Source organism: Thioalkalivibrio sulfidiphilus, from assembly GCF_000377945.1.
Lineage (GTDB): Bacteria > Pseudomonadota > Gammaproteobacteria > Ectothiorhodospirales > Ectothiorhodospiraceae > Thioalkalivibrio_A > Thioalkalivibrio_A sulfidiphilus_A.
Genome location: NZ_KB898927.1, coordinates 1 through 19195 on the forward strand (window position 1 = coordinate 1; position 19195 = coordinate 19195).

General features: G+C 65.9%; 17 protein-coding genes and 1 pseudogene. 13 read left to right on the plus strand and 5 right to left on the minus strand.

The features are described 5' to 3' along the window. Positions 1–377 precede the first annotated feature (377 nt). The 3 genes from D580_RS0103815 to dapC form a co-directional block, all read right to left on the minus strand. Positions 378–716, minus strand: coding sequence for an ArsC family reductase (locus tag D580_RS0103815; RefSeq protein WP_018953109.1), 339 nt, complete (start codon positions 714–716; stop codon positions 378–380). 133 nt (positions 717–849) lie between these two features. Then, on the minus strand, positions 850–1671 hold the full coding sequence (gene dapD, locus D580_RS0103820) for a 2,3,4,5-tetrahydropyridine-2,6-dicarboxylate N-succinyltransferase (protein WP_012637722.1): 822 nt from the start codon (positions 1669–1671) through the stop codon (positions 850–852). A 43-nt stretch (positions 1672–1714) separates the two neighbouring features. Further along, on the minus strand, positions 1715–2911 hold the full coding sequence (dapC, locus tag D580_RS0103825; RefSeq protein WP_018953110.1) for a succinyldiaminopimelate transaminase: 1197 nt from the start codon (positions 2909–2911) through the stop codon (positions 1715–1717). A gap of 127 nt (positions 2912–3038) precedes the next feature. Between dapC and D580_RS17045 the strand changes: the two are divergent. Together D580_RS17045 and D580_RS0103835 are read left to right on the plus strand one after the other, a co-directional pair. Then, positions 3039–3161, plus strand: a pseudogene (locus D580_RS17045) (pyridoxamine 5'-phosphate oxidase family protein); the annotation flags it as partial. A gap of 89 nt (positions 3162–3250) precedes the next feature. Continuing rightward, positions 3251–3625, plus strand: coding sequence for a VOC family protein (locus D580_RS0103835; protein WP_018953112.1), 375 nt, complete (start codon positions 3251–3253; stop codon positions 3623–3625). 90 nt (positions 3626–3715) lie between these two features. Here the strand turns inward: D580_RS0103835 and glnD are convergent, their stop codons facing one another. Together glnD and map are read right to left on the minus strand one after the other, a co-directional pair. After that, positions 3716–6424 (minus strand): [protein-PII] uridylyltransferase, encoded by a 2709-nt coding sequence (gene glnD / locus D580_RS0103840; RefSeq protein WP_018953113.1) that lies wholly within the window; start codon positions 6422–6424, stop codon positions 3716–3718. Between the two features lie 5 nt (positions 6425–6429). Further along, the gene (gene map / locus D580_RS0103845) at positions 6430–7230 is read right to left on the minus strand and encodes a type I methionyl aminopeptidase (RefSeq protein WP_269208093.1); all 801 of its coding nucleotides are present in this window, start codon (positions 7228–7230) and stop codon (positions 6430–6432) included. A 241-nt stretch (positions 7231–7471) separates the two neighbouring features. Between map and rpsB the strand changes: the two genes are divergently transcribed. From rpsB to lpxD, 11 genes are all read left to right on the plus strand, one after another. Further along, positions 7472–8299: a 30S ribosomal protein S2 gene (gene rpsB, locus D580_RS0103850; protein ID WP_018953115.1), complete on the plus strand. Its 828-nt coding sequence runs from the start codon at positions 7472–7474 to the stop codon at positions 8297–8299. Between the two features lie 108 nt (positions 8300–8407). After that, the gene (gene tsf, locus D580_RS0103855) at positions 8408–9289 is read left to right on the plus strand and encodes a translation elongation factor Ts (RefSeq protein WP_026289684.1); all 882 of its coding nucleotides are present in this window, start codon (positions 8408–8410) and stop codon (positions 9287–9289) included. Between the two features lie 165 nt (positions 9290–9454). Beyond that, entirely contained in the window at positions 9455–10183 is a 729-nt protein-coding gene (pyrH, locus tag D580_RS0103860; protein ID WP_018953117.1) for a UMP kinase, read from the plus strand. A gap of 6 nt (positions 10184–10189) precedes the next feature. After that, complete coding sequence (gene frr / locus D580_RS0103865; RefSeq protein WP_018953118.1) at positions 10190–10747, plus strand: ribosome recycling factor; 558 nt, start codon at positions 10190–10192, stop codon at positions 10745–10747. Between the two features lie 54 nt (positions 10748–10801). Further along, on the plus strand, positions 10802–11551 hold the full coding sequence (locus tag D580_RS0103870) for an isoprenyl transferase (protein WP_018953119.1): 750 nt from the start codon (positions 10802–10804) through the stop codon (positions 11549–11551). Beyond that, a complete protein-coding gene (locus tag D580_RS0103875; RefSeq protein ID WP_018953120.1) occupies positions 11538–12497 on the plus strand; it encodes a phosphatidate cytidylyltransferase in 960 nt (319 codons plus the stop codon). Before D580_RS0103870 ends, D580_RS0103875 begins: the two co-directional genes overlap by 14 nt. 91 nt (positions 12498–12588) lie before the next feature. Further along, positions 12589–13815, plus strand: a complete 1227-nt coding sequence (gene ispC / locus D580_RS0103880; protein ID WP_026289685.1) for a 1-deoxy-D-xylulose-5-phosphate reductoisomerase — start codon at positions 12589–12591, stop codon at positions 13813–13815. Then, the gene (gene rseP, locus D580_RS0103885; RefSeq protein ID WP_018953122.1) at positions 13812–15176 is read left to right on the plus strand and encodes an RIP metalloprotease RseP; all 1365 of its coding nucleotides are present in this window, start codon (positions 13812–13814) and stop codon (positions 15174–15176) included. The genes ispC and rseP overlap by 4 nt, the downstream gene beginning before the upstream one ends. Positions 15177–15184: 8 nt before the next feature. Next, a complete protein-coding gene (gene bamA / locus D580_RS0103890; protein WP_018953123.1) occupies positions 15185–17461 on the plus strand; it encodes an outer membrane protein assembly factor BamA in 2277 nt (758 codons plus the stop codon). 144 nt (positions 17462–17605) lie between these two features. After that, positions 17606–18130 (plus strand): OmpH family outer membrane protein, encoded by a 525-nt coding sequence (locus D580_RS0103895; protein ID WP_018953124.1) that lies wholly within the window; start codon positions 17606–17608, stop codon positions 18128–18130. A gap of 47 nt (positions 18131–18177) precedes the next feature. Beyond that, positions 18178–19179, plus strand: a complete 1002-nt coding sequence (lpxD, locus tag D580_RS0103900) for a UDP-3-O-(3-hydroxymyristoyl)glucosamine N-acyltransferase (RefSeq protein ID WP_018953125.1) — start codon at positions 18178–18180, stop codon at positions 19177–19179. The last annotated feature ends 16 nt before the right edge of the window (positions 19180–19195 follow it).

Sequence of the window (19195 nt, forward strand, 5' to 3'; positions counted from 1 at the left end):
GTCCTCGAACCGGATATCGGGAATGCGATGGGTCTTGCGATGAACGGCGGCTCTGCTACACTTCATCCAGACGGTCTCCGTTGGTTTTGTTGGACGGTGTGGTGCCACCAATTCTACCAACTTCGAGACCGTTTTTTTATGCGTGCAAGCCATCTTCTCGCACCGATTTAGGCCGTTTTCTGGACTTCACATTTGGTGAGGTCCAGCAACAGCCGTGCAACAGGCAGGTCGTACCGTATATAAGCCGTTTTCTTGTAAAACCGTGCCGGATTTATGCAACTGTCGGGTTTACATGATGGACATGATTAAAGAACTAAAAATCCTGTCAATCATGTAAATCCTGTCCGTGGTTTTCATTGTCTATGGGGCGAAGTTGATCAGAGTTTGGCGTAGACGTCCGGGTCGAATCCCACCAGCACCTGCTTGCCGTGTTCCACCACCGGGCGCTTGATGAGGGTGGGGTGTTCCAGCATCAGGGCGGCGGCGCGTTTTTCGTCGATGCCTTCGCGCACCGCTTCCGGCAGCTTGCGCCAGGTGGTGCCGCGGCGGTTGAGCAGGGTCTCCCAGCCCACGGCCTTGATCCAGGCGTCGATCTGTTTCGCCTCCAGGCCGTCGGCACGGAAGTCGTGGAAGCGGTACTCGACGCCGTGTGCTTCCAGCCACTTGCGGGCCTTCTTCACGGTGTCGCAGTTCTTGATGCCGTAGAGCGTGGTCATGGTTGATCAAAATACCTGCCGCAGAGGCGCGGAGGCTCAGAGCAAAAGATTGCGAACTATTTTTTTGTCTCTGCGCCTCCGCGTCTCTGCGGCGGAAGTGGTCCTAAGAAGTGGTCTCAAGCGGGAGCGGCCTTCAGATATCCCGCAGCAGTTCGTTGATGCCCACCTTGGAGCGGGTCTTCTCGTCCACCTTCTTGACGATCACTGCGCAGTACAGGCTGTACTTGCCATCCTTGGAGGGCAGGTTGCCGGAGACCACCACGGAGCCGGCGGGCACGCGGCCGTAGAGGATCTCGTCCTTCTCGCGGTCGTAGATGCGGGTGCTCTGGCCGATGTACACGCCCATGGAGATCACCGAACCCTCTTCCACGATCACGCCTTCCACCACCTCGGAGCGGGCGCCGATGAAGCAGTTGTCCTCGATGATGGTGGGGGCGGCCTGCAGGGGCTCCAACACGCCGCCGATGCCCACGCCGCCGGACAGGTGCACGTTCTTGCCGATCTGGGCGCAGGAACCCACCGTGGCCCAGGTGTCCACCATGGTGCCGGAGTCCACGTAGGCGCCGATGTTCACGTAGGAGGGCATGAGCACCACGCCGGGGGCGATGTAGGAGCCCTTGCGCGCGGTGGCCGGGGGCACGACGCGGGCGCCGCCCTCGCGGAAGTCGCGGGAGTTGGCGTCGGCCCACTTGGAGGGCACCTTGTCGTAGTAGTTGGTGAAGCCGCCCTTGATGAACTGGTTGTCGTGGATGCGGAAGGACAGCAGCACGGCCTTCTTCAGCCAGTCGTTGACGATCCACTCACCGTCCTTCTTCTCCGCCACCCGGGCGGTGCCCCGGTCCAGCATGTCGATGGCCTCCATGACGGCGTCCTTCACGTGGGTCTCCACGTTGCGCGGGGTAATGTCGGCGCGGCGCTCGAAGGCCTCGATGATGATCTCCTGAAGCTTGCTCATGGTGTGACTCCGTTGGGTCTGGAAATGGGTATGGAAATGAGTGTCAAAGGGATTCCACGAAGCGGCGGATGCGTCCGGCGGCCTCGATGCATTCGTCCAGGGGGGCCACCAGGGCCATGCGCACCCGGTCGCGGCCCGGGTTGCCGGCCTCGGTGTCCCGGGAGAGATAGCTGCCGGGCAGCACGGTGACGTTCTGCTGCGCGAAGAGCTCCCGTGCGAAGGTCTCGTCGTCCACCGGGGTCTCGGGCCAGAGGTAAAAGCCCGCGTCCGGGCGCGAGACCTTGAGCACGCCGCCGAGGATCTCCAGCATGGCGTCGAACTTCTGCGCGTACAGGCGGCGGTTCTCCTCCACGTGGGCCTCGTCGGCCCAGGCGGCGGTACTCGCCGCCTGGCTGGGCGGGGCCATGCTGCAGCCGTGGTAGGTGCGATAGAGATGAAAGCGCTCCAGGATCTGCGCGTCGCCGGCCACGAAGCCGGAGCGCAGGCCGGGCACGTTGGAACGCTTGGACAGGCTGTGAAACACCACGCAGCGCCGGTAGTCGGTGTTGCCCATGCGCGCGGCGGCGCCCAGCAGGCCCGGGGGCGGGGTGGCGCCCGGGAAGTGGATCTCGGAATAGCACTCGTCGGCGGCGATCACGAAGTCGAAGCGCTCCGCCAGTTCGATGGCCTGGCGCAGGTGGGCCTCGTCCATCACCGCGCCGCTGGGGTTGCCGGGGTTGCACAGGTACAGGAGCTGGCAGCGATTCCAGACGGCATCCGGCACCGCGTCCAGATCCGGCAGGAAGCGGTTGTCCGCGCTCAGGTTCAGGAAATGGGGCTCGGCGCCCGCCAGCAGGGCCGCGCCCTCGTAGATCTGGTAGAAGGGGTTGGGCATCAGCACCAGCGGGTCGCGGTTGCGGTCCACCACGCACTGGGCGAAGGCGAACAGGGCCTCCCGGGTCCCGGTGACCGGCAGCACGTGGCGTGCCGCGTCCAGGCTGCCGGCGGGCAGGTCGAAGCGCCGGGTGGCCCAGGCGGCGATGGTCTCGCGCAGGGCGTCACCGCCCCGGGTGATGGGATAGTGGGCCAGTCCGTGCAGGTGGCTGGCCAGGGTCTCGGCGATGAAGCCCGGGGTGGGGTGCTTGGGTTCGCCGATGGACAGGGCGATGTGTTCCAGCTGCGCCGGTGGCGTGATGCCCGCCTTCAGCTCCGTGAGTTTCTGGAAGGGATAGGGCTGCAGACGGTCCAGATCGGGATTCATGGGCGCGCGGGTCGGGATTCAGGGAAGGGGGCGATTATACGCGAAGGGCGCCGGGCGTGCAGGCGCGCGGTCGGCGACGGTATGCTTGCGGGACACTCGCGCGTATAACCCTGCAAACGGTATCCCCATGGGCCAGATCCTGCCAGCCATCACCCCACAGCAAGCGTCGTTCATCCGCGCCCAGCCCCTGTACTTCGTGGCCAGCGCGCCCCGGGCCGATGACGGCCACATCAACCTCTCGCCCAAGGGTCCCGAGGGGGTGCTGGACTATCAGCGGCGCAAGAATGCGCTCAGCATCGACGGTCAGCCCGCGCCCGGCATCGACACGGGGGAACAGCCATGAGCGGCCGTTTTCTCGGCATCCACCACGCCAGCCTGATCGTGGCCGATACGGCGCGCGCGCTCGCCTTCTACCGGGACGTGCTGGGCCTGCCGGAGCTTGAGCGCCCCGATCTGCCGTTTCCCGGGGCGTGGCTCGGGGCGGGCGATCAACAGATCCACCTGCTGGAGCTGCCCAATCCCGACCCGGTGGACGGCCGCCCCGAGCACGGCGGCCGGGACCGGCACGTGGCGTTCTCGGTTTTTGGTCTGGAGGCGATCAGGCAGCGGCTGGAGTCAGCGGGTGTGGCTTATACGATGAGCCGTTCCGGCAGGCCGGCGCTGTTTGTCAGGGACCCGGATGGCAATGCAATGGAGCTTATCGCAAGTGGCTAGTGGCAAGTCTCAAGTGGCAAGGGAAACCACTGTCTCCCAGAGGGAGAGGGGATCAGTTTGATGACTTTCCTTGCCACTTGAGACTTGCCACTAGCCACTGCCTTCCAAGGCTTCCCGCAACGCCTTCTCGATCTCCCCCTGACGTTCCCGGTCCAGGATGGGGCGGTCTTCCAGGTCGGTGATGTAGAACACGTCGTCCGCCTGTTCGCCGGCGGTGGCGATCTTGGCGTTGTGCACCTTGATGCCGCAGCGGGTCAGCGTGGTGCCGATGCGCGACAGCAGGCCGGGGCGGTCGCCGGTGGTGATGGCCAGGAGGGTGCGGTTGAAGTGCAGGCGATCGCCGAACTCGATACGGGTGGGCACGTTGAAGTGCTTGAGCCGGCGCGGGGTACTGCGCACCACGGCGGTGGGCGGCTGGTCCGGATTGCCGAGACGCTCGGTGAGCACCTGGGCGATCTCGTCCATGCGCAACGGGTCCATCACCGGGTGACCCTCGTCCTCCAGTACCAGGAAGGTGTCCAGGGTCTTGCCGCTGGGCGTGGTGATGATGCGCGCGTCCACGATGTCCAGGCCCAGCTGGGTGAGCGCCGTTGTGGTCAGCGCAAAGAGGTTGGGATGGTCCTCGGTGTAGAGGAAGATCTCGGTGCTGCCCCGGGCAGTCTCGCGGCGCACCCGCACCAGGGGACGGGCGTCCGGATCCGACTCCAGCACCGCCCGGGTGTGCCAGGCGATCTCGTCGGCGGAGTGGCGCAGGAAGTATTCGGGCTCGAACTCCTCCCAGAGCCTGAGACACGCGGCCTCGTCCATGCCCTGGTCCCGCAGCAGGCCGAGCGCCTGGGTCTGGGCCTCGTGGACCAGTTCTTCCTGGTCCGGCGGGTTGTCCAGGCCCCGGCGCAGCACCCGCTGGGTGGCGCCGTAGAGGGTGGACAGGAGGGAGTCCTTCCATGAATTCCACAGCTCCGGGTTGGTGCCGCGGATGTCGGCCACGGTGAGCAGGTAGAGGTAGTCCAGGCGGGTGCTGTTGCCCACCTGGGCCGCGAAGTCCTGCACCACGTCCGGGTCCGAGATGTCCTTGCGCTGGGCGGTCAGGGACATGAGCAGGTGGGCGCGCACCAGCCAGGCCACCAGGTTGGCGTCGTACTGGGACAGGCCGTGGTTGAGGCAGAACTCGCGGGCCTCCTCGGCCCCCAGCTCTGAATGATCCCCGCCCCGGCCCTTGGCGATGTCGTGGAACAGGCCGGCCAGATACAGCAGCTCGGGCTTGGGGATCCCCTTGAAGACGTGGCTGCAATGGGGCAGTTCGTCGGCCAGCTCGGGGACGGCGAAGCGGCGCAGGTTGCGGATCACGAACAGGGTGTGCTCGTCCACGGTGAAGGCGTGGAACAGGTCGTACTGCATGCGCCCGACGATCAGGCCGAAGGCGGGCAGGTAGGCGGCCAGTACGCCGTAGCGGTTCATGCGCCGCAGCTGGTGGGTCAGGCCCTGGGGCTGGCGCAGGATCTCCATGAACAGGCTGCGGCTGGCCAGGCTGGCGCGAAAGTCCTCGTCGATCAGGTGCCGGTGGGCGCGGATCTGGCGGATGGTGGCAGCGCGTACACCCTGCAGTTCCGGATGCTGTTCCAGCAGCAGGAAGATCTCCAGCAGGGCCTGGGGATGTTGCTCGAAGACCCGTTCGTGGACGGTCTCGATGTATCCGTGACGGGCCTGGAAGCGGCGGTTGATGGGTACGGGGGTGTCGTCACCCTTGCCTGGCAGCAGGGCCTCCCGGAAATGCTGCAGCAGCATCTCGTTGAGCCGCTCCAGTTCCATGACCGTGCGGAAGTACTGCTGCATGAACTGCTCCACCGCCAGGTTGTGATTCTGGTCGGTGAAGCCCAGCTGGTTGGCCAGGGCCCGCTGGTGGTCGAACAGCAGGCGGTCCTCCTTGCGCCCGGTGAGGGTGTGCAGGGCGAAGCGCACCCGCCACAGGAAGGTCTGGCCGTCCACCAGGTCCCGGTACTCGGCCTCGTTGAGGAAGTCCTGGGCCACCAGTTCGTGCAGGCTGCTGGCGCCGAAGTGGCGCTGGCTCACCCAGCCGATCATCTGGATGTCGCGCAGGCCGCCGGGGCTTTCCTTGAGGTTGGGTTCCAGGCGGTAGGCGGTGTCGCCGAAGCGGTGGTGGCGCATCTCCTGTTCGCGGAGCTTGGCGGCGAAGTATTCGGCGCTGGCCCAGGTGCGTTCGGGGGACATGGCCGCTGCAAGGCGCCCCATGAGTCCGTCGTCTCCGGCCAGAAGGCGGGCCTCCATGAGGTTGGTGGCCACGGTGATGTCGCGCGCCGCCTCCTCGGTGCACTCTTCCAGGCTGCGCACGCTGTGGCCCACCTGCAGGCCGATGTCCCAGAGGAAGGTGAGGAAGCGGCTGATGGCCTCGCCGGTCTCATCGGCCAGCGGGCCGTCGTGCAGCAGCAGCAGGTCTACGTCCGAGCCCGGGTGCAGCTCCCCGCGGCCGTAACCGCCCACGGCGATCAGGGCCATGTCCGGGCGGGCCTCCAGGCCGAAGCCCTCCCAGGCCAGGGCCAGGATGCGGTCGATGATGGCGGCCCGGCCGTGCACCAGTTCCACCACGCTGACCCCGGAGCGGAAGCCCGCCTCCAGGGTGCGCCGGGCGGCCTCCAGGCAGTCGCCGTAGGCCTTGATGTCGGTCAGGTGGGCGCGCAGGGTGCGCTCGTGGTGCCCCCAGTCCAGGGGCAGGGCCACTGCGTCCGGCAGGGTGACCCAGTCGGTATGGCTGCGGGGTTCGACGGGGGAGGCAATGGCCATGATGCTTAGGCGGCCTGGTCCTTCTCTTCCTGTCGCAGGGTCAGCACCTCGTGTCCGTCTTCGGTGACCAGGATGGTGTGTTCCCACTGGGCGGAGAGGCTGTGGTCCTTGGTGACCACGGTCCAGCCGTCGGCCAGCAGGCGGGTGTGGCGCTTGCCCACGTTGACCATGGGCTCGATGGTGAAGGTCATGCCGGGCTTGAGTTCCATGCCCTTGCCGGGCTCGCCGTAGTGCAGTACCTGGGGGTCTTCGTGGAACACCTTGCCGATGCCGTGGCCGCAGTATTCCCGCACCACGCTGCAGTGCTGGGCCTCCACGTAGCTCTGGATGGCATGGCCGATGTCCCCGAGTCGTGCGCCGGGGCGCACCTGCTCGATGCCAAGCCACAGGGCCTTGTGGGCTACCTCTACCACCCGTTTGGCACTCACCGATGGCTTGCCGATGAAGAACATGCGGCTGGTGTCGCCGTGATAGCCGTCCTTGATGACGGTGATGTCGATGTTGAGGATGTCGCCGTTCTTCAGGCGCTTGTCCCCGGGGATGCCGTGGCAGACCTGGTGGTTGATGGAGGTGCAGATGGAGCGGGGAAAGCCCTTGTAATTCAGGGGGGCGGGCACTGCATCCAGGTCGTTGACGATGTAGTCGTGGCAGATCCGGTCCAGTTCGTCGGTGCTGACGCCGGCCTGGACGTGGGGAATGATCATCTCCAGGACCTGGGCGGCCAGGCGGCCGGCCACGCGCATCTTGTCGATCTCTTCGGGGGTCTTGATGGTGACGGCCATGGACGAGGGGTTTCCGGTCTTCAAAGCCCGGTAGAATGACAGGTTCGGTGCGGGGTGGTCAAAAGCCCGGAATTCCCCTGCGCGTTTGTTGTGATCAGCCGATTATGGTATAAAGCGCCCGCGTTCGGTGCAAACCCGGCCGGACGCACCAACAAATCCCTTGAAACCGCACATGCGCCGTCACATCCAGTCGGGTGCCCGTTGTGACAGACGGGTTTCTGGATGGGGCGCATGGAGGCTCAACCCAGACCACGGAGATATAGATATGTCCAGCGTGACCATGCGCCAGATGCTCGAGGCCGGTGTGCACTTCGGCCACCAGACCCGCTACTGGAACCCCAAGATGGCTCCCTTCATCTTCGGGGAGCGCAACAAGATCCACATCATCAACCTCGAACAGACCCTGCCCCTGTTCAACGATGCCATGAACTACCTGGGCAAGCTGGCCGGAAACGGCGGCAAGATCCTGTTCGTGGGCACCAAGCGTTCCGCCCGTGACACCATCGCGGAAGAGGCCCAGCGCTGCAAGATGCCCTATGTGAACCACCGCTGGCTGGGCGGCATGCTCACCAACTTCAAGACCGTGCGTGAATCCATCCGTCGGCTCAAGGACCTGGAGCTGATGCGCGAGGACGGCACCTTCAACCGTCTGAGCAAGAAAGAGGCCCTGATGCGCACCCGCGAGCTGGAGAAGCTCGAGCGCAGCCTGGGCGGCATCAAGGACATGAACGGCCTGCCCGACGCCATGTTTGTGATCGACGTGGGTTACGAGAAGATCGCCGTCAAGGAGGCCAACAAGCTGGGCATCCCGGTGATCGCCGTGGTGGATACCAACAACTCCATCGAGGGTGTGGACTACGTGATCCCCGGCAACGATGACGCCATGCGCGCCATTCAGCTGTACGTGTCCGCCGCCGCCGACGCCATCGTCAACGCCCAGATGACCAGCCGTGCCACTGCCGCCCCTGCCGGCGACGATGAGTTCGTGGAGGTCAAGGAAGGCGCCGAGGCGCCCAAGAAAAAGGCGACCGTGAAGAAGAAGGCCGCCCCGCGTGCCGCCTCCGGCGAGTCCGCCGAGGCCGCCGCGGAGTGATGACCGGCCCGCCTCCGGGCGGGCCGTTTCGTTCCAGAGCCGACTGATGCCGGGTGAACCGCCCGGGGTCACGTCCGATTCATACAGTACCGAATTCAGGAGTATCCCATGACGATTACCGCATCCATGGTCAAGGAACTGCGCGAGCGTACAGGCGCAGGCATGATGGAGTGCAAGAAGGCCCTCGCCGAAACCAACGGCGACATGGAGGCCGCCGTCGAACTGATGCGCAAGTCCGGCGCCGCCAAGGCGGACAAGAAGGCCGGCCGCATCGCCGCCGAGGGTCAGGTGGTGGTGGCCCTGTCCGATGATGCCACCCGCGCCGCCATGGTGGAGGTCAACTGCGAGACCGACTTCGTGGCCAAGGACGAGAACTTCGAGAAGTTCGCCAACAGGGTCGCCGAGGTGGTGCTGAGCGCCGCGCCCGCCGATGTGTCCGCCCTGATGGCCCAGAGCATGGACGGTGCCAGCGTCGAGGAGGCCCGTGCCGCCCTGATCGCCAAGGTCGGCGAGAACGTCCAGGTGCGCCGCTTCGAGCGCCTCGAGGCCGCCGCCGGCGGTACCCTGGGCTTCTACCGTCACGGCAACCGCATCGGCGTGGCCGTGGAGCTGGAAGGTGGCGACGCCGAACTGGCCAAGGACATCTGCATGCACATCGCCGCCAGCCGTCCGGTGTGCGTGGACGAGACCCAGGTGCCCCAGGATCTGCTGGACAAGGAGCGCGAGATCTTCGCCGCCCAGGCCGCCGAGAGCGGCAAGCCCGCCGAGATCGTCGAGAAGATGGTCACCGGACGCATCAAGAAGTACCTGGCCGAGATCACCCTGGTGGGCCAGCCCTTCGTGAAGGATCCGGACAAGACCGTCGGCAAGCTGCTGGATGGCGCCGGTGCCAAGGTACGCCGCTTCGTGCGCTACGAGGTGGGCGAGGGCATCGAGAAGAAGACGGAGAACTTCGCCGAAGAGGTCATGGCCCAGGCCAAGGGCGCTTGATCAGGAAGACCACGGGGGCGCCAGACGGGGCCCCCGTTTTTTTGAGGCAATCCTCGGCGCGCGGGCGCGTGATCGGCGATCATCGCCCGACCCGCAGTGCACGGACGCCAGGGAAACAGTTGCACAGACATCCATAAGAACAGGCCACCGAAACCAGGGTAGATCATGAGCGAAGAACTCCGTCCCGCATACAAGCGCATCCTTCTCAAGCTCAGCGGTGAGGCCCTCATGGGCGACCAGGAATACGGCATCGACCCGCGGGTCATCGGCCGACTGGCCCGGGAAGTGACGGAGTTGAGCCGCATCGGGGTGGAGGTGGCCATCGTCATCGGCGGCGGCAACATCTTTCGCGGCGCCGGCCTGGCCGAGGCGGGCATGGACCGGGTGACCGCCGACCACATGGGCATGCTGGCCACGGTCATGAACGGCCTGGCCATCCAGGATGCCCTGGAACGGCTCGGCAAGTTCTGCCGGGTGATGTCCGCCATCAAGATCAACCAGGTGTGCGAGGATTACATCCGCCGCCGCGCCGTGCGACACCTGGAGAAGGGCCGCATCGTGGTGTTCGCCGCCGGCACCGGCAGCCCGTTCTTCACCACCGATACCGCCGCCAGCCTGCGTGCCATCGAGGTCAACGCCGACATCATGATCAAGGCCACCAAGGTGGACGGCGTGTATGATTCCGATCCGTTCAAGAACCCGAACGCGGTGCGCTATGAGCGCCTGACCTACGAGGAGGCGCTCAGCAAGCACCTGGGCGTGATGGATGCCACCGCCCTGGTGATGTGCCGCGACAACAACATCCCGCTGCGCGTGATGAACATCTTCAACGAAGGGGACCTGATGCGGCTCGTCACCGGCGAACCCATCGGCACCCTGGTCGAAAGAGGCTGAAATCCCATGACTGATTCCATCAAGAAGGACGCCAAGGCCCGCATGGGCAAGAGCATCGAGTCCCTGCGCAACGAACTGGCGAAGATCCGCACCGGCCGTGCCCACACAAGCCTGCTGGATCACGTGATGGTGGAGTACTACGGCTCCGAGGTGCCCATCAGCCAGGTGGCCAACGTGAACGTGGAGGATGCCCGCACCCTGACCGTCACCCCCTGGGAGAAGACCATGGTCTCCAAGGTGGAGAAGGCCATCATGACCTCCGACCTGGGTCTGAATCCCTCCTCCATGGGCACCGTGATCCGCGTGCCCATGCCGGCGCTCACCGAGGAGCGTCGCCGGGACCTGGTGAAGGTGGTGCGCGGTGAGGCGGAGAATGCCCGCGTGGCCATCCGCAACATCCGTCGCGACGCCAACAACGCGCTCAAGGCCCTGGTCAAGGGCAAGGAGATCTCCGAAGACGATGAGCGCCGCGCCCAGGACGAGATCCAGAAGCTCACTGACAGCCACATCGAGGAAGTGGACAAGGTGCTCGCCGAGAAGGAAAAGGAACTGATGGAGGTCTGAGACAGTGTCGTGTCCCGTTCGGGACACGACACTAGGCCCCGTCGTTTTGATTTCGTGAGTTCAGCCCCCGCCGACAGCGCCGCCATCCCCCGGCACGTGGCCATCATCATGGATGGCAACGGCCGCTGGGCGCGCGCGCGCCATCTGCCCCGCACCGAGGGTCACCGCCAGGGTGTGCATGCCACCCGCACGGCGGTGCGCTTCTGCGCCGCCCGCGGGGTCCAGGCCCTGACCCTGTTCGCCTTCAGCAGCGAGAACTGGAAGCGCCCGCCCACCGAGGTGAACACCCTCATGAACCTGTTCGTCAGCGCCTTGGAAAAGGAGCTGCCGGAACTGGTGCAGAACAACATCCGCCTGCGCTTCATCGGCGAGCGCGAGGCCTTCTCCGCCAAGCTCAAATATCGCATCCACGAGGCGGAGGCCGCCACCGGGGACAATACCGGTATGGAGCTGGTGATCGCGGTGAGCTATGGCGGACGCTGGGACATCACCACTGCCGTGCGGCGCCTGGCGACCGAGGTGGCCGAAGGGCGGCTCGATCCGGCGTCCATCAGTGTCGAGGCCCTGGACAGGCAGCTCTCCACCACGGGCCTGCCCGATCCGGATCTGTTCATCCGCACCGGCGGCGAGCGTCGCCTGAGCAATTTCCTGCTCTGGCAGCTGGCCTACACGGAGCTCTACTTCTGCGATGTGCTCTGGCCCGACTTTGACGAGGACGCGCTGCAGGCGGCCTTCGAATTCTTTGCCGGCCGCGAGCGCCGCTTCGGCCGAACCGGGGAGCAGGTGAGCCATGAGCGTGCTTAGGCAACGCATCCTCACCGGACTGGTGCTGGTCGTGGTGGTGTTCGGCAGCATCCTGCTCCTGCCCACCTGGGCCTTTGCCCTGGGCGTGCTGGCGGTGCTGCTGGGCGGTGCCTGGGAATGGTCTCGTCTGGAACGAGCCATCGCGACCAGAGGGAGCCCGGAGGGTGAGCCCCAGGGACGGGGCGAACAATGGTCTCGTCTGGAACGAGTCATCGCGACCAGAGGGAGCCCGGAGGGTGAGCCCCAGGGACGGGGCGAACACTGGGCCCGTCTGACCGGCAAGGGCGGGCAGGCCGGCCGGCTGGCCTACCTGGGGCTGATCCTGCTGCTCGCGCTGGGGGCGGCGTTCCTGTGGCAGGGCGGCTCGGGTCTGTGGCCGGTGCTGGCCGGTGTGGTATGGTGGGCCGTGGTACTGGTGCTGCTGGCCATCTATCAGCCCGGCGGCCACCGGCACCCGGTGCTGACTGGCTTGGCAGGCCTGCTGACCCTGATTCCCGCCGGGCTGGCCTTGGTCATGCTCCACGAGGTGAGCCCGCTCTGGCTGGTGTTCCTGGTGTTCCTGACCTCCACCGCCGACAGTGCGGCCTATTTCACCGGCAAGCGTTTCGGGCGCAACAAGCTGGCCCCCCACATCAGCCCCGGCAAGACCCGGGAGGGTCTGTTGGGGGCACTGGTGGCCACCGCCCTGCTGGGGCTGGCCGGGGCCTGGTGGTTCGAGGTGCACCCGGGCCTGTGGTTCTACTTCGTGGCCCTGTGCCTGGTGACCGCCCTGTTGTCCGTGGCGGGCGACCTGTTCGAGAGCCTGGTCAAGCGCGAGGCGGGGGTGAAGGACAGCGGCACCCTGCTGCCGGGTCACGGCGGCGTGCTGGACCGCATCGACAGCCTCACGGCCGCCGCACCGGTGTTTCTGCTGGGCCTGGTCTGGGGCAACATCCTGTCCCTGTAAGCTTCACTGTGACGATCACGTTCTCAATGCGCCACATCCCGAAAACAGCACGACGCCCGAACCCGCGCGCGATCCCCGGGTCGGAGGCATCATGACGATGCAAGACGAGCCCGTGCGCCGTGGCGTGACCATCCTGGGTTCCACCGGCACCATCGGGGTGAACACCCTGGATGTGCTGGCCAGACACCCGCAGGCCTATCGCGTGGTCGCGCTCACGGCCAATGACAATGTGGAGCGCCTGGCGCAGCAGTGTCGCGACTTCCGGCCCGACTATGCCGTGGTGGTCAGCGCGGACGGCGCCGAACGCCTGGAGCGCGAGCTCGCGGCCGAGGGACTTTCCACCCGGGTGCTGTGCGGTGCCGATGCCCTGGTGCAGGTGGCCGCCCTGCCGGAGACCGACTACGTGATGGCGGGCATCGTGGGCGCCGCGGGCCTGATGCCGACCCTGGCGGCAGCCCGGGCCGGCAAGCGGGTCATGCTGGCCAACAAGGAGGCCCTGGTCATGTCCGGGCAGCTGTTCATGGACGAGATCCATGCCAGCGGCGCGGAGCTGCTGCCCATCGACAGTGAGCACAACGCCATCTTCCAGTGCATGCCGGCGGATTTCGCCCGGGGACTCGATCGGGTCGGCGTGGAGCGCATCCTGCTGACCGCCTCCGGCGGGCCGTTTCGCACCTTAAGCCCCGAGGCCCTGGCCGGTGTGACCCCGGAGCAGGCCTGTGCCCACCCCAACTGGGTCATGGGCCGCAAGATCTCGGTGGATTCCGCCACCATGATGAACAAGGGCCTGGAGGTGATCGAGGCCTGCTGGCTGTTCGGCACCGGCACCGAGCGGGTGGAGGTGGTGCTGCATCCCCAGAGCGTGATCCACTCCATGGTCTCCTACAGCGACGGCTCCGTGCTGGCGCAGCTGGGCAATCCGGACATGCGGACCCCCATCGCCCACGCCCTGGCCTGGCCGCAGCGCATCGCCTCCGGGGTGGCGCCCCTGGACATGGTGGCCATCGCCCGCCTTGACTTCGAACGTCCGGATCTCGGCCGTTTCCCCTGCCTGCGACTGGCCTACCAGGCCTTCCAGGTGGGCGGCACCGCCACCGCGGTGCTCAACGCCGCCAACGAGGTGGCGGTCGCGGCCTTCCTGGACAGCCGGCTGGCCTTCACGGACATCGCCACGGTGATCGAACACACCCTCGAGCAGGTGAGTACCGGCCCTGCCACGGACCTGGAACGGGTGCTCAAGGCCGATGAGGCCGCGCGCCAGGTCGCCCGGGAACGTATCGCGGGCATCGGTGGACTGCGCATGGGACAGGCCTCATGAGTATCCTGATCAGCATTGCCGCTTTCGTCGTCGCCATCGGCGTCCTGGTGACCGTGCACGAATACGGCCACTACTGGGTGGCCCGGCGCGCGGGCGTGAAGGTGTTGCGATTCTCGGTGGGCTTCGGACGTCCCCTGTGGCGCAGGGTGGCCGGGCCCGATCGCACCGAGTACGTGATTGCCGCCATCCCGCTGGGCGGTTACGTCAAGATGCTGGACGAGCGCGATCCGGACACGCCGCCGGGCGAGGATCTGTCCCGGGCCTTCAACCGCCAGCCGGTGGGCAAGCGCATCGCCATCGTGGCTGCGGGTCCGGCCTTCAATTTCCTGTTCGCCATCCTGGCCTACTGGCTGATGTTCATGGTGGGCATCGGCGGCGTGAAGCCGGTGGTGGGCGAGGTGGCACCCGCGTCCCTGGCCGCCGAGGCGGGCTTCGTCAGCGGCGACCGGCTGATCTCCGTGGCCGACACCGAGACGCCCACCTGGGAACTGGCTTCCCTGGCACTGCTGGAGCGCAGCCTGGATTCCCAACGGGTGGCCGTGCGGGTGGAGACCGCCGACGGGCGCGAGTTCGTGCGTTGGCTGGACCTGAGCGACACCCGCCGGCTGCTGGACGAGGGTCCGCTCCTGGACAAGATCGGCATCACCCCCTGGCGTCCGCGCCTGGAGCCGGTGCTTGGCGAGCTGGTCTCCGGCGGGCCGGCAGTCCAGGCGGGTCTGCAGAGCGGTGACCGGGTGCTTGCGGCGGACGGCGAGCCCGTGCACACCTGGCAGGGCCTGGTGGAGCGCATCCAGGCCCGGCCCGACGGCGTGATGCAGCTGGAGGTGGAGCGCGACGGCAACCGCCTGCAGCTGGCAGTGCGTACCGGCAGCCGCGAGGACAACGGGCGCATCGTGGGCATCATCGGCGCCTATCCCCACGTGGACACCAGCCAGTTCGAGGCCATGCGCACCACGGTGCGTCACGGCCCCGTCGAGTCCTTCGTCAACGGCGTGACCCGTACCTGGGACATGACCGTGCTCACCCTGCGGGTGCTCTGGCGCCTGGTGATGGGCGAGGCCTCGGTGAAGAACATCAGCGGGCCCATCAGCATCGCCGAATACGCGGGCGTCACCGCCGTGATCGGTGTGGCCGCATTCCTGGGTTTCATGGCCATCGTCAGTATCAGTCTCGGCATCATCAACCTGCTGCCCATCCCCATGCTGGATGGCGGACACCTGCTCTACTACCTGGTGGAGATCGTCAAGGGCAGCCCCGTCTCGCCCCAGGTGGAGGCCATCGGCCAGCGGGTGGGGCTGGTGATGATCGCGCTGCTGATGACCCTCGCCTTCTACAACGACATCATGAGAATACTGGGCTGAATCTCCCTATGCTGAATCGTCTGAGAGTTGCCGTGGCCGGTGCGCTGCTGGCTGCCGGCATGGCCCACGGGGCCACCTTCACCATCGAGGACATCGAGGTGGAGGGTCTGGAGCGTATCGCCCCGGGCACCGTGTTCACCAATCTGCCGGTGCAGGTGGGCGATGCCTTCGACGATGCGCGCAGCGCCGAGGTGGTGCGCGCGCTGTTCCGTACCGGCTTCTTCTCCGACGTCTCCCTGCGTCGCCGCGACAACGTGCTGGTGGTGGTGGTCGAGGAGCGTCCCGCCATCAACGAGATCAACATCAGTGGCAACCGCGACATCAAGGACGATGAACTCATGGATGCCCTGCGCCAGGTGGGCATGGCCCGCGGGCGGGTATTCAATCGCACCGTGCTCGAGCGCATGGAGAACGAACTGCGCCAGCAGTACTACGCCCGCGGCAAGTACAACGTGCGCATCGACGTCGAGGTGGAGGAACTGGAACGCAACCGCGTCGACGTGAACATCGATATCGCAGAGGGCCAGGTGGCCAAGATCCGGCGCATCAACCTGGTGGGCAACGATGCCTTCGAGGACAGGGAGATCCTGCGTCGTTTCGATTCCGGCATCCCGCGCTGGTATGCCTTCTTCAGCCGCCGGGATCACTACTCACGGCAGAAGCTGGCTGGTGACCTGGAGACCCTGCGTTCCAAGTACCTGGACAGCGGTTTCGTCAATTTCAACATCGATTCCACCCAGGTGACCCTCACCCCGGACCGCAAGGACATCTATATCACGGTCAACGTGGACGAGGGTGATCAGTACACCATCAGCGACGTGCGCCTCGGTGGCAACCTCATCGTCGACGAGCAGGAGCTGATGGAACTGGTGCGCATCGCGCCGGGGGATGTGTTCTCCCGGGCGCGGATCAATGCATCCGCAGACGCCATCACCCGTCGCCTCGGCGACGAGGGCTATGCCTTCGCCAACGTCAATCCGATCCCCGAGGTCGACGAAGAGAACCGCACCGTCAGCCTGACCCTGTTCGTGGATCCGGGTCAGCGGGTGTATGTGCGGCGTATCAACTTCACCGGCAACGACCGCACCCAGGACGAGGTGTTCCGCCGCGAGATGCGTCAGATGGAAGGCGGCTGGTACTCCACCTCCAACGTGGACCGTTCCCGGGTCCGCCTGCAGCGCCTGTCCTTCGTGGAATCGGTGAACGTGGAGACCCGGCGCGTGCCCGGCAGCGACGACCAGGTGGATCTGGATATCAGTGTGAAGGAGCGCTTCTCCGGAAGCTTTACCGTGGGTCTAGGCTACGCCCAGAGTGAAGGTGTGCTGTTCAACCTGGGGCTGTCCCAGGAGAACTTCATGGGCACCGGCCGGCGCGTGTCGCTGGCCTTCAACAACAGTTCGGTGAACCGCACCTACAGCATTTCCTACCTGAATCCCTACTACACCCTGGACGGCATCAGCCGTGGATTCACGCTGTTCTTCCGCGAGACCGACGCCTCCCAGCTGGACATCTCCCGCTATGCCACCAACCGCTACGGCGGCACTCTGACCTACGGCATACCGCTCACGGAGTTCGACACCTTTCGGTTCAGCCCTGGTTATGAGCACGTCGAGGTGGTGACCACGTCCGGCACCTCTGACGAGGTGATTGATTACATCGCAGACGGCAACAACTTTAATTTCTACACCCTGGAGTCCTCGTTCACCCACGACACCCGTGATCGCACGGTGTTTGCCAGCGAGGGCAACCTGCAGCGTGTCGGCCTGAAGGTGGCGCTGCCGGGCAGCACCGCCGAGTATTTCAAGCTCGACCTGCGCAGCCAGTGGTTCCTGCCACTGCGCGACAAGCTGTCCATCGGGCTCAACGGTGAGATCAACTATGCCGAGCCCTATGGCGATAATGAGCGGGTGCCGTTCTTCGAGCATTACTTCGCCGGCGGTTCCCGCTCGGTGCGCGGCTACCGGGATTTCAGTCTCGGACCTCGGGATTCCAACGACGACCCGTTCGGCGGCACCTTCCGCGTGGCGACCACCGCTGAGCTGCTGTTCCCGCCGCCGTTCCTGGACGACAGCGGCAACATGCGCATGAGCCTGTTCCTGGACGCGGGGCAGGTGTACGAGAGTTACGAGGCCTTCGATGCGGGCGAGATCCGCACCTCGGCGGGCATCGGCATGACCTGGCTGTCCCCCGTCGGCGCGTTGACTTTCAGTCTGGCCCAAGCGTTAAATGACAAGCCGGGCGACGACACCCAGGTGTTCCAGTTCAGCATCGGAGCGGCGTTCTGATGCCGAATGCGTGACCGGTTTCACCATCGCAGGTTATCCATATACGGAATTTGAAGTGTCTCTTCCCAGTCAAACTGAGACACCTTACGAACCACCGATCCCCGACAGGGGATATGTATTGAATGGAGAGCAATCTTGAAGAAAATGCCCGCGGTCCTGGTTTCCCTTATCCTGGCGCTGACCCTGCTCGGCTCTGCCGGCATGGCCCTGGCAGCCGAGGCCAGGGTGGCCTTCGTCAACATCAACTTCATCATGGAGCGTTCACCACAGGCTGAGGCCGCCCTCAGTGCACTGGAGAAGGAATTCTCGCCCCGTGACGCGGAACTGGTGGCCGAACGCGACGCCCTGCGCCAGATGCAGGAGCGCCTGGAGCGTGATGCCGACGTCATGGGTGCCGAGCAGCGCGCCGAGCTGGAGCGCAATTTCCGCAACCGCTCCCGCGAGTTCAAGCGTGCCCAGGACATGTTCAGCGAGGACCTGAACGTGCGTCGCAACGAGGAGCTGGGTCGGCTGCAGCGCCTGGTCCAGAACGTGATCCTGGAGATCGCCCAGCAGGAGCGCTATGACCTGGTGCTGACCGAGCGCAACGTGCTGTTTGCCAGCGAACGCATCAACATCACCGACAAGGTGCTGGAACGTCTGCGCCAGCAGGGTCAGGGCGGTCGCTGATCCGGCGGCCTCGTGCCTGACAGCTTTCGAACAGGCATCCGGTCGACGTGGTGACGCTCTCCGAACTCGCCGCCCATCTGGGTGCTGAACTGCACGGCGACGGCCGGCTCGAGATCACCGGGGTCGCTCCCCTGGATCGGGCCGGTCCCGGCGAACTCGCCTTCCTCAACAACCCCCGCTTTCGCAAGCACCTGCCCGGCACCCGGGCAGGTGCCGTGTTGTGCAGGGCAGATGATGCCGCCGGGTGCCCGGTGCCGGCGCTGGTGATCGACGATCCCTACCTGGGCTATGCCCGGGCCTGTGCCCTGATCTTCCCGGAGCCCTTGCCCCGCGCCGGCATCCACCCCACGGCGGTGGTGGATGCCTCCGCGCGACTTCATCCCGGGGTCGAGGTGGGCGCGCAGTGCGTCGTGGGCCCGGAGTGTGTACTGGATCAGGGCGTGGTGCTGGGGCCTGGCTGCATACTGGAGGCCGATTGCCAGGTGGGTGCGGATACGCGCCTGGGTCCGCGGGTCACGCTTTACCGCGGCACGCGGTTGGGTCGGCGGGTGCGCATCCATGCCGGTGCGGTGCTCGGGGCCGACGGTTTCGGTTTCGCCCCGGATCGGCAGCGCCACTGGGTGAAGATCCCCCAGCTTGGTCGGGTGGTGGTGGGGGATGACGTGGAGATCGGCGCCAACACCACCATCGACCGGGGGGCGCTGGAAGACACCGTCATCGGCACCGGTGTGAAGATGGATAATCTCATCCAGGTGGCCCACAACGTGCACATCGGCGATCACACGGCCCTGGCGGGCTGCGTGGGCATCGCCGGCAGCACTCGCATCGGCAGCCACTGCGCCATTGGCGGCGGAGTCGGTATACTGGGTCACTTGGATATCGCCGACGGCGTGACCATCACTGCCATGAGCTTCGTGACCCGCTCCATCCGCGAGCCCGGTGTGTACTCCTCCGGGGTGCCCCATGACACGGCCCGCGAGTGGAACCGGAGCCTCGCCCGCCTGCGCCGCATGGGGAAACGCGACAAGGGTGCGCAGGGGCAGGACTGAGCGCGCCGTCTCGATC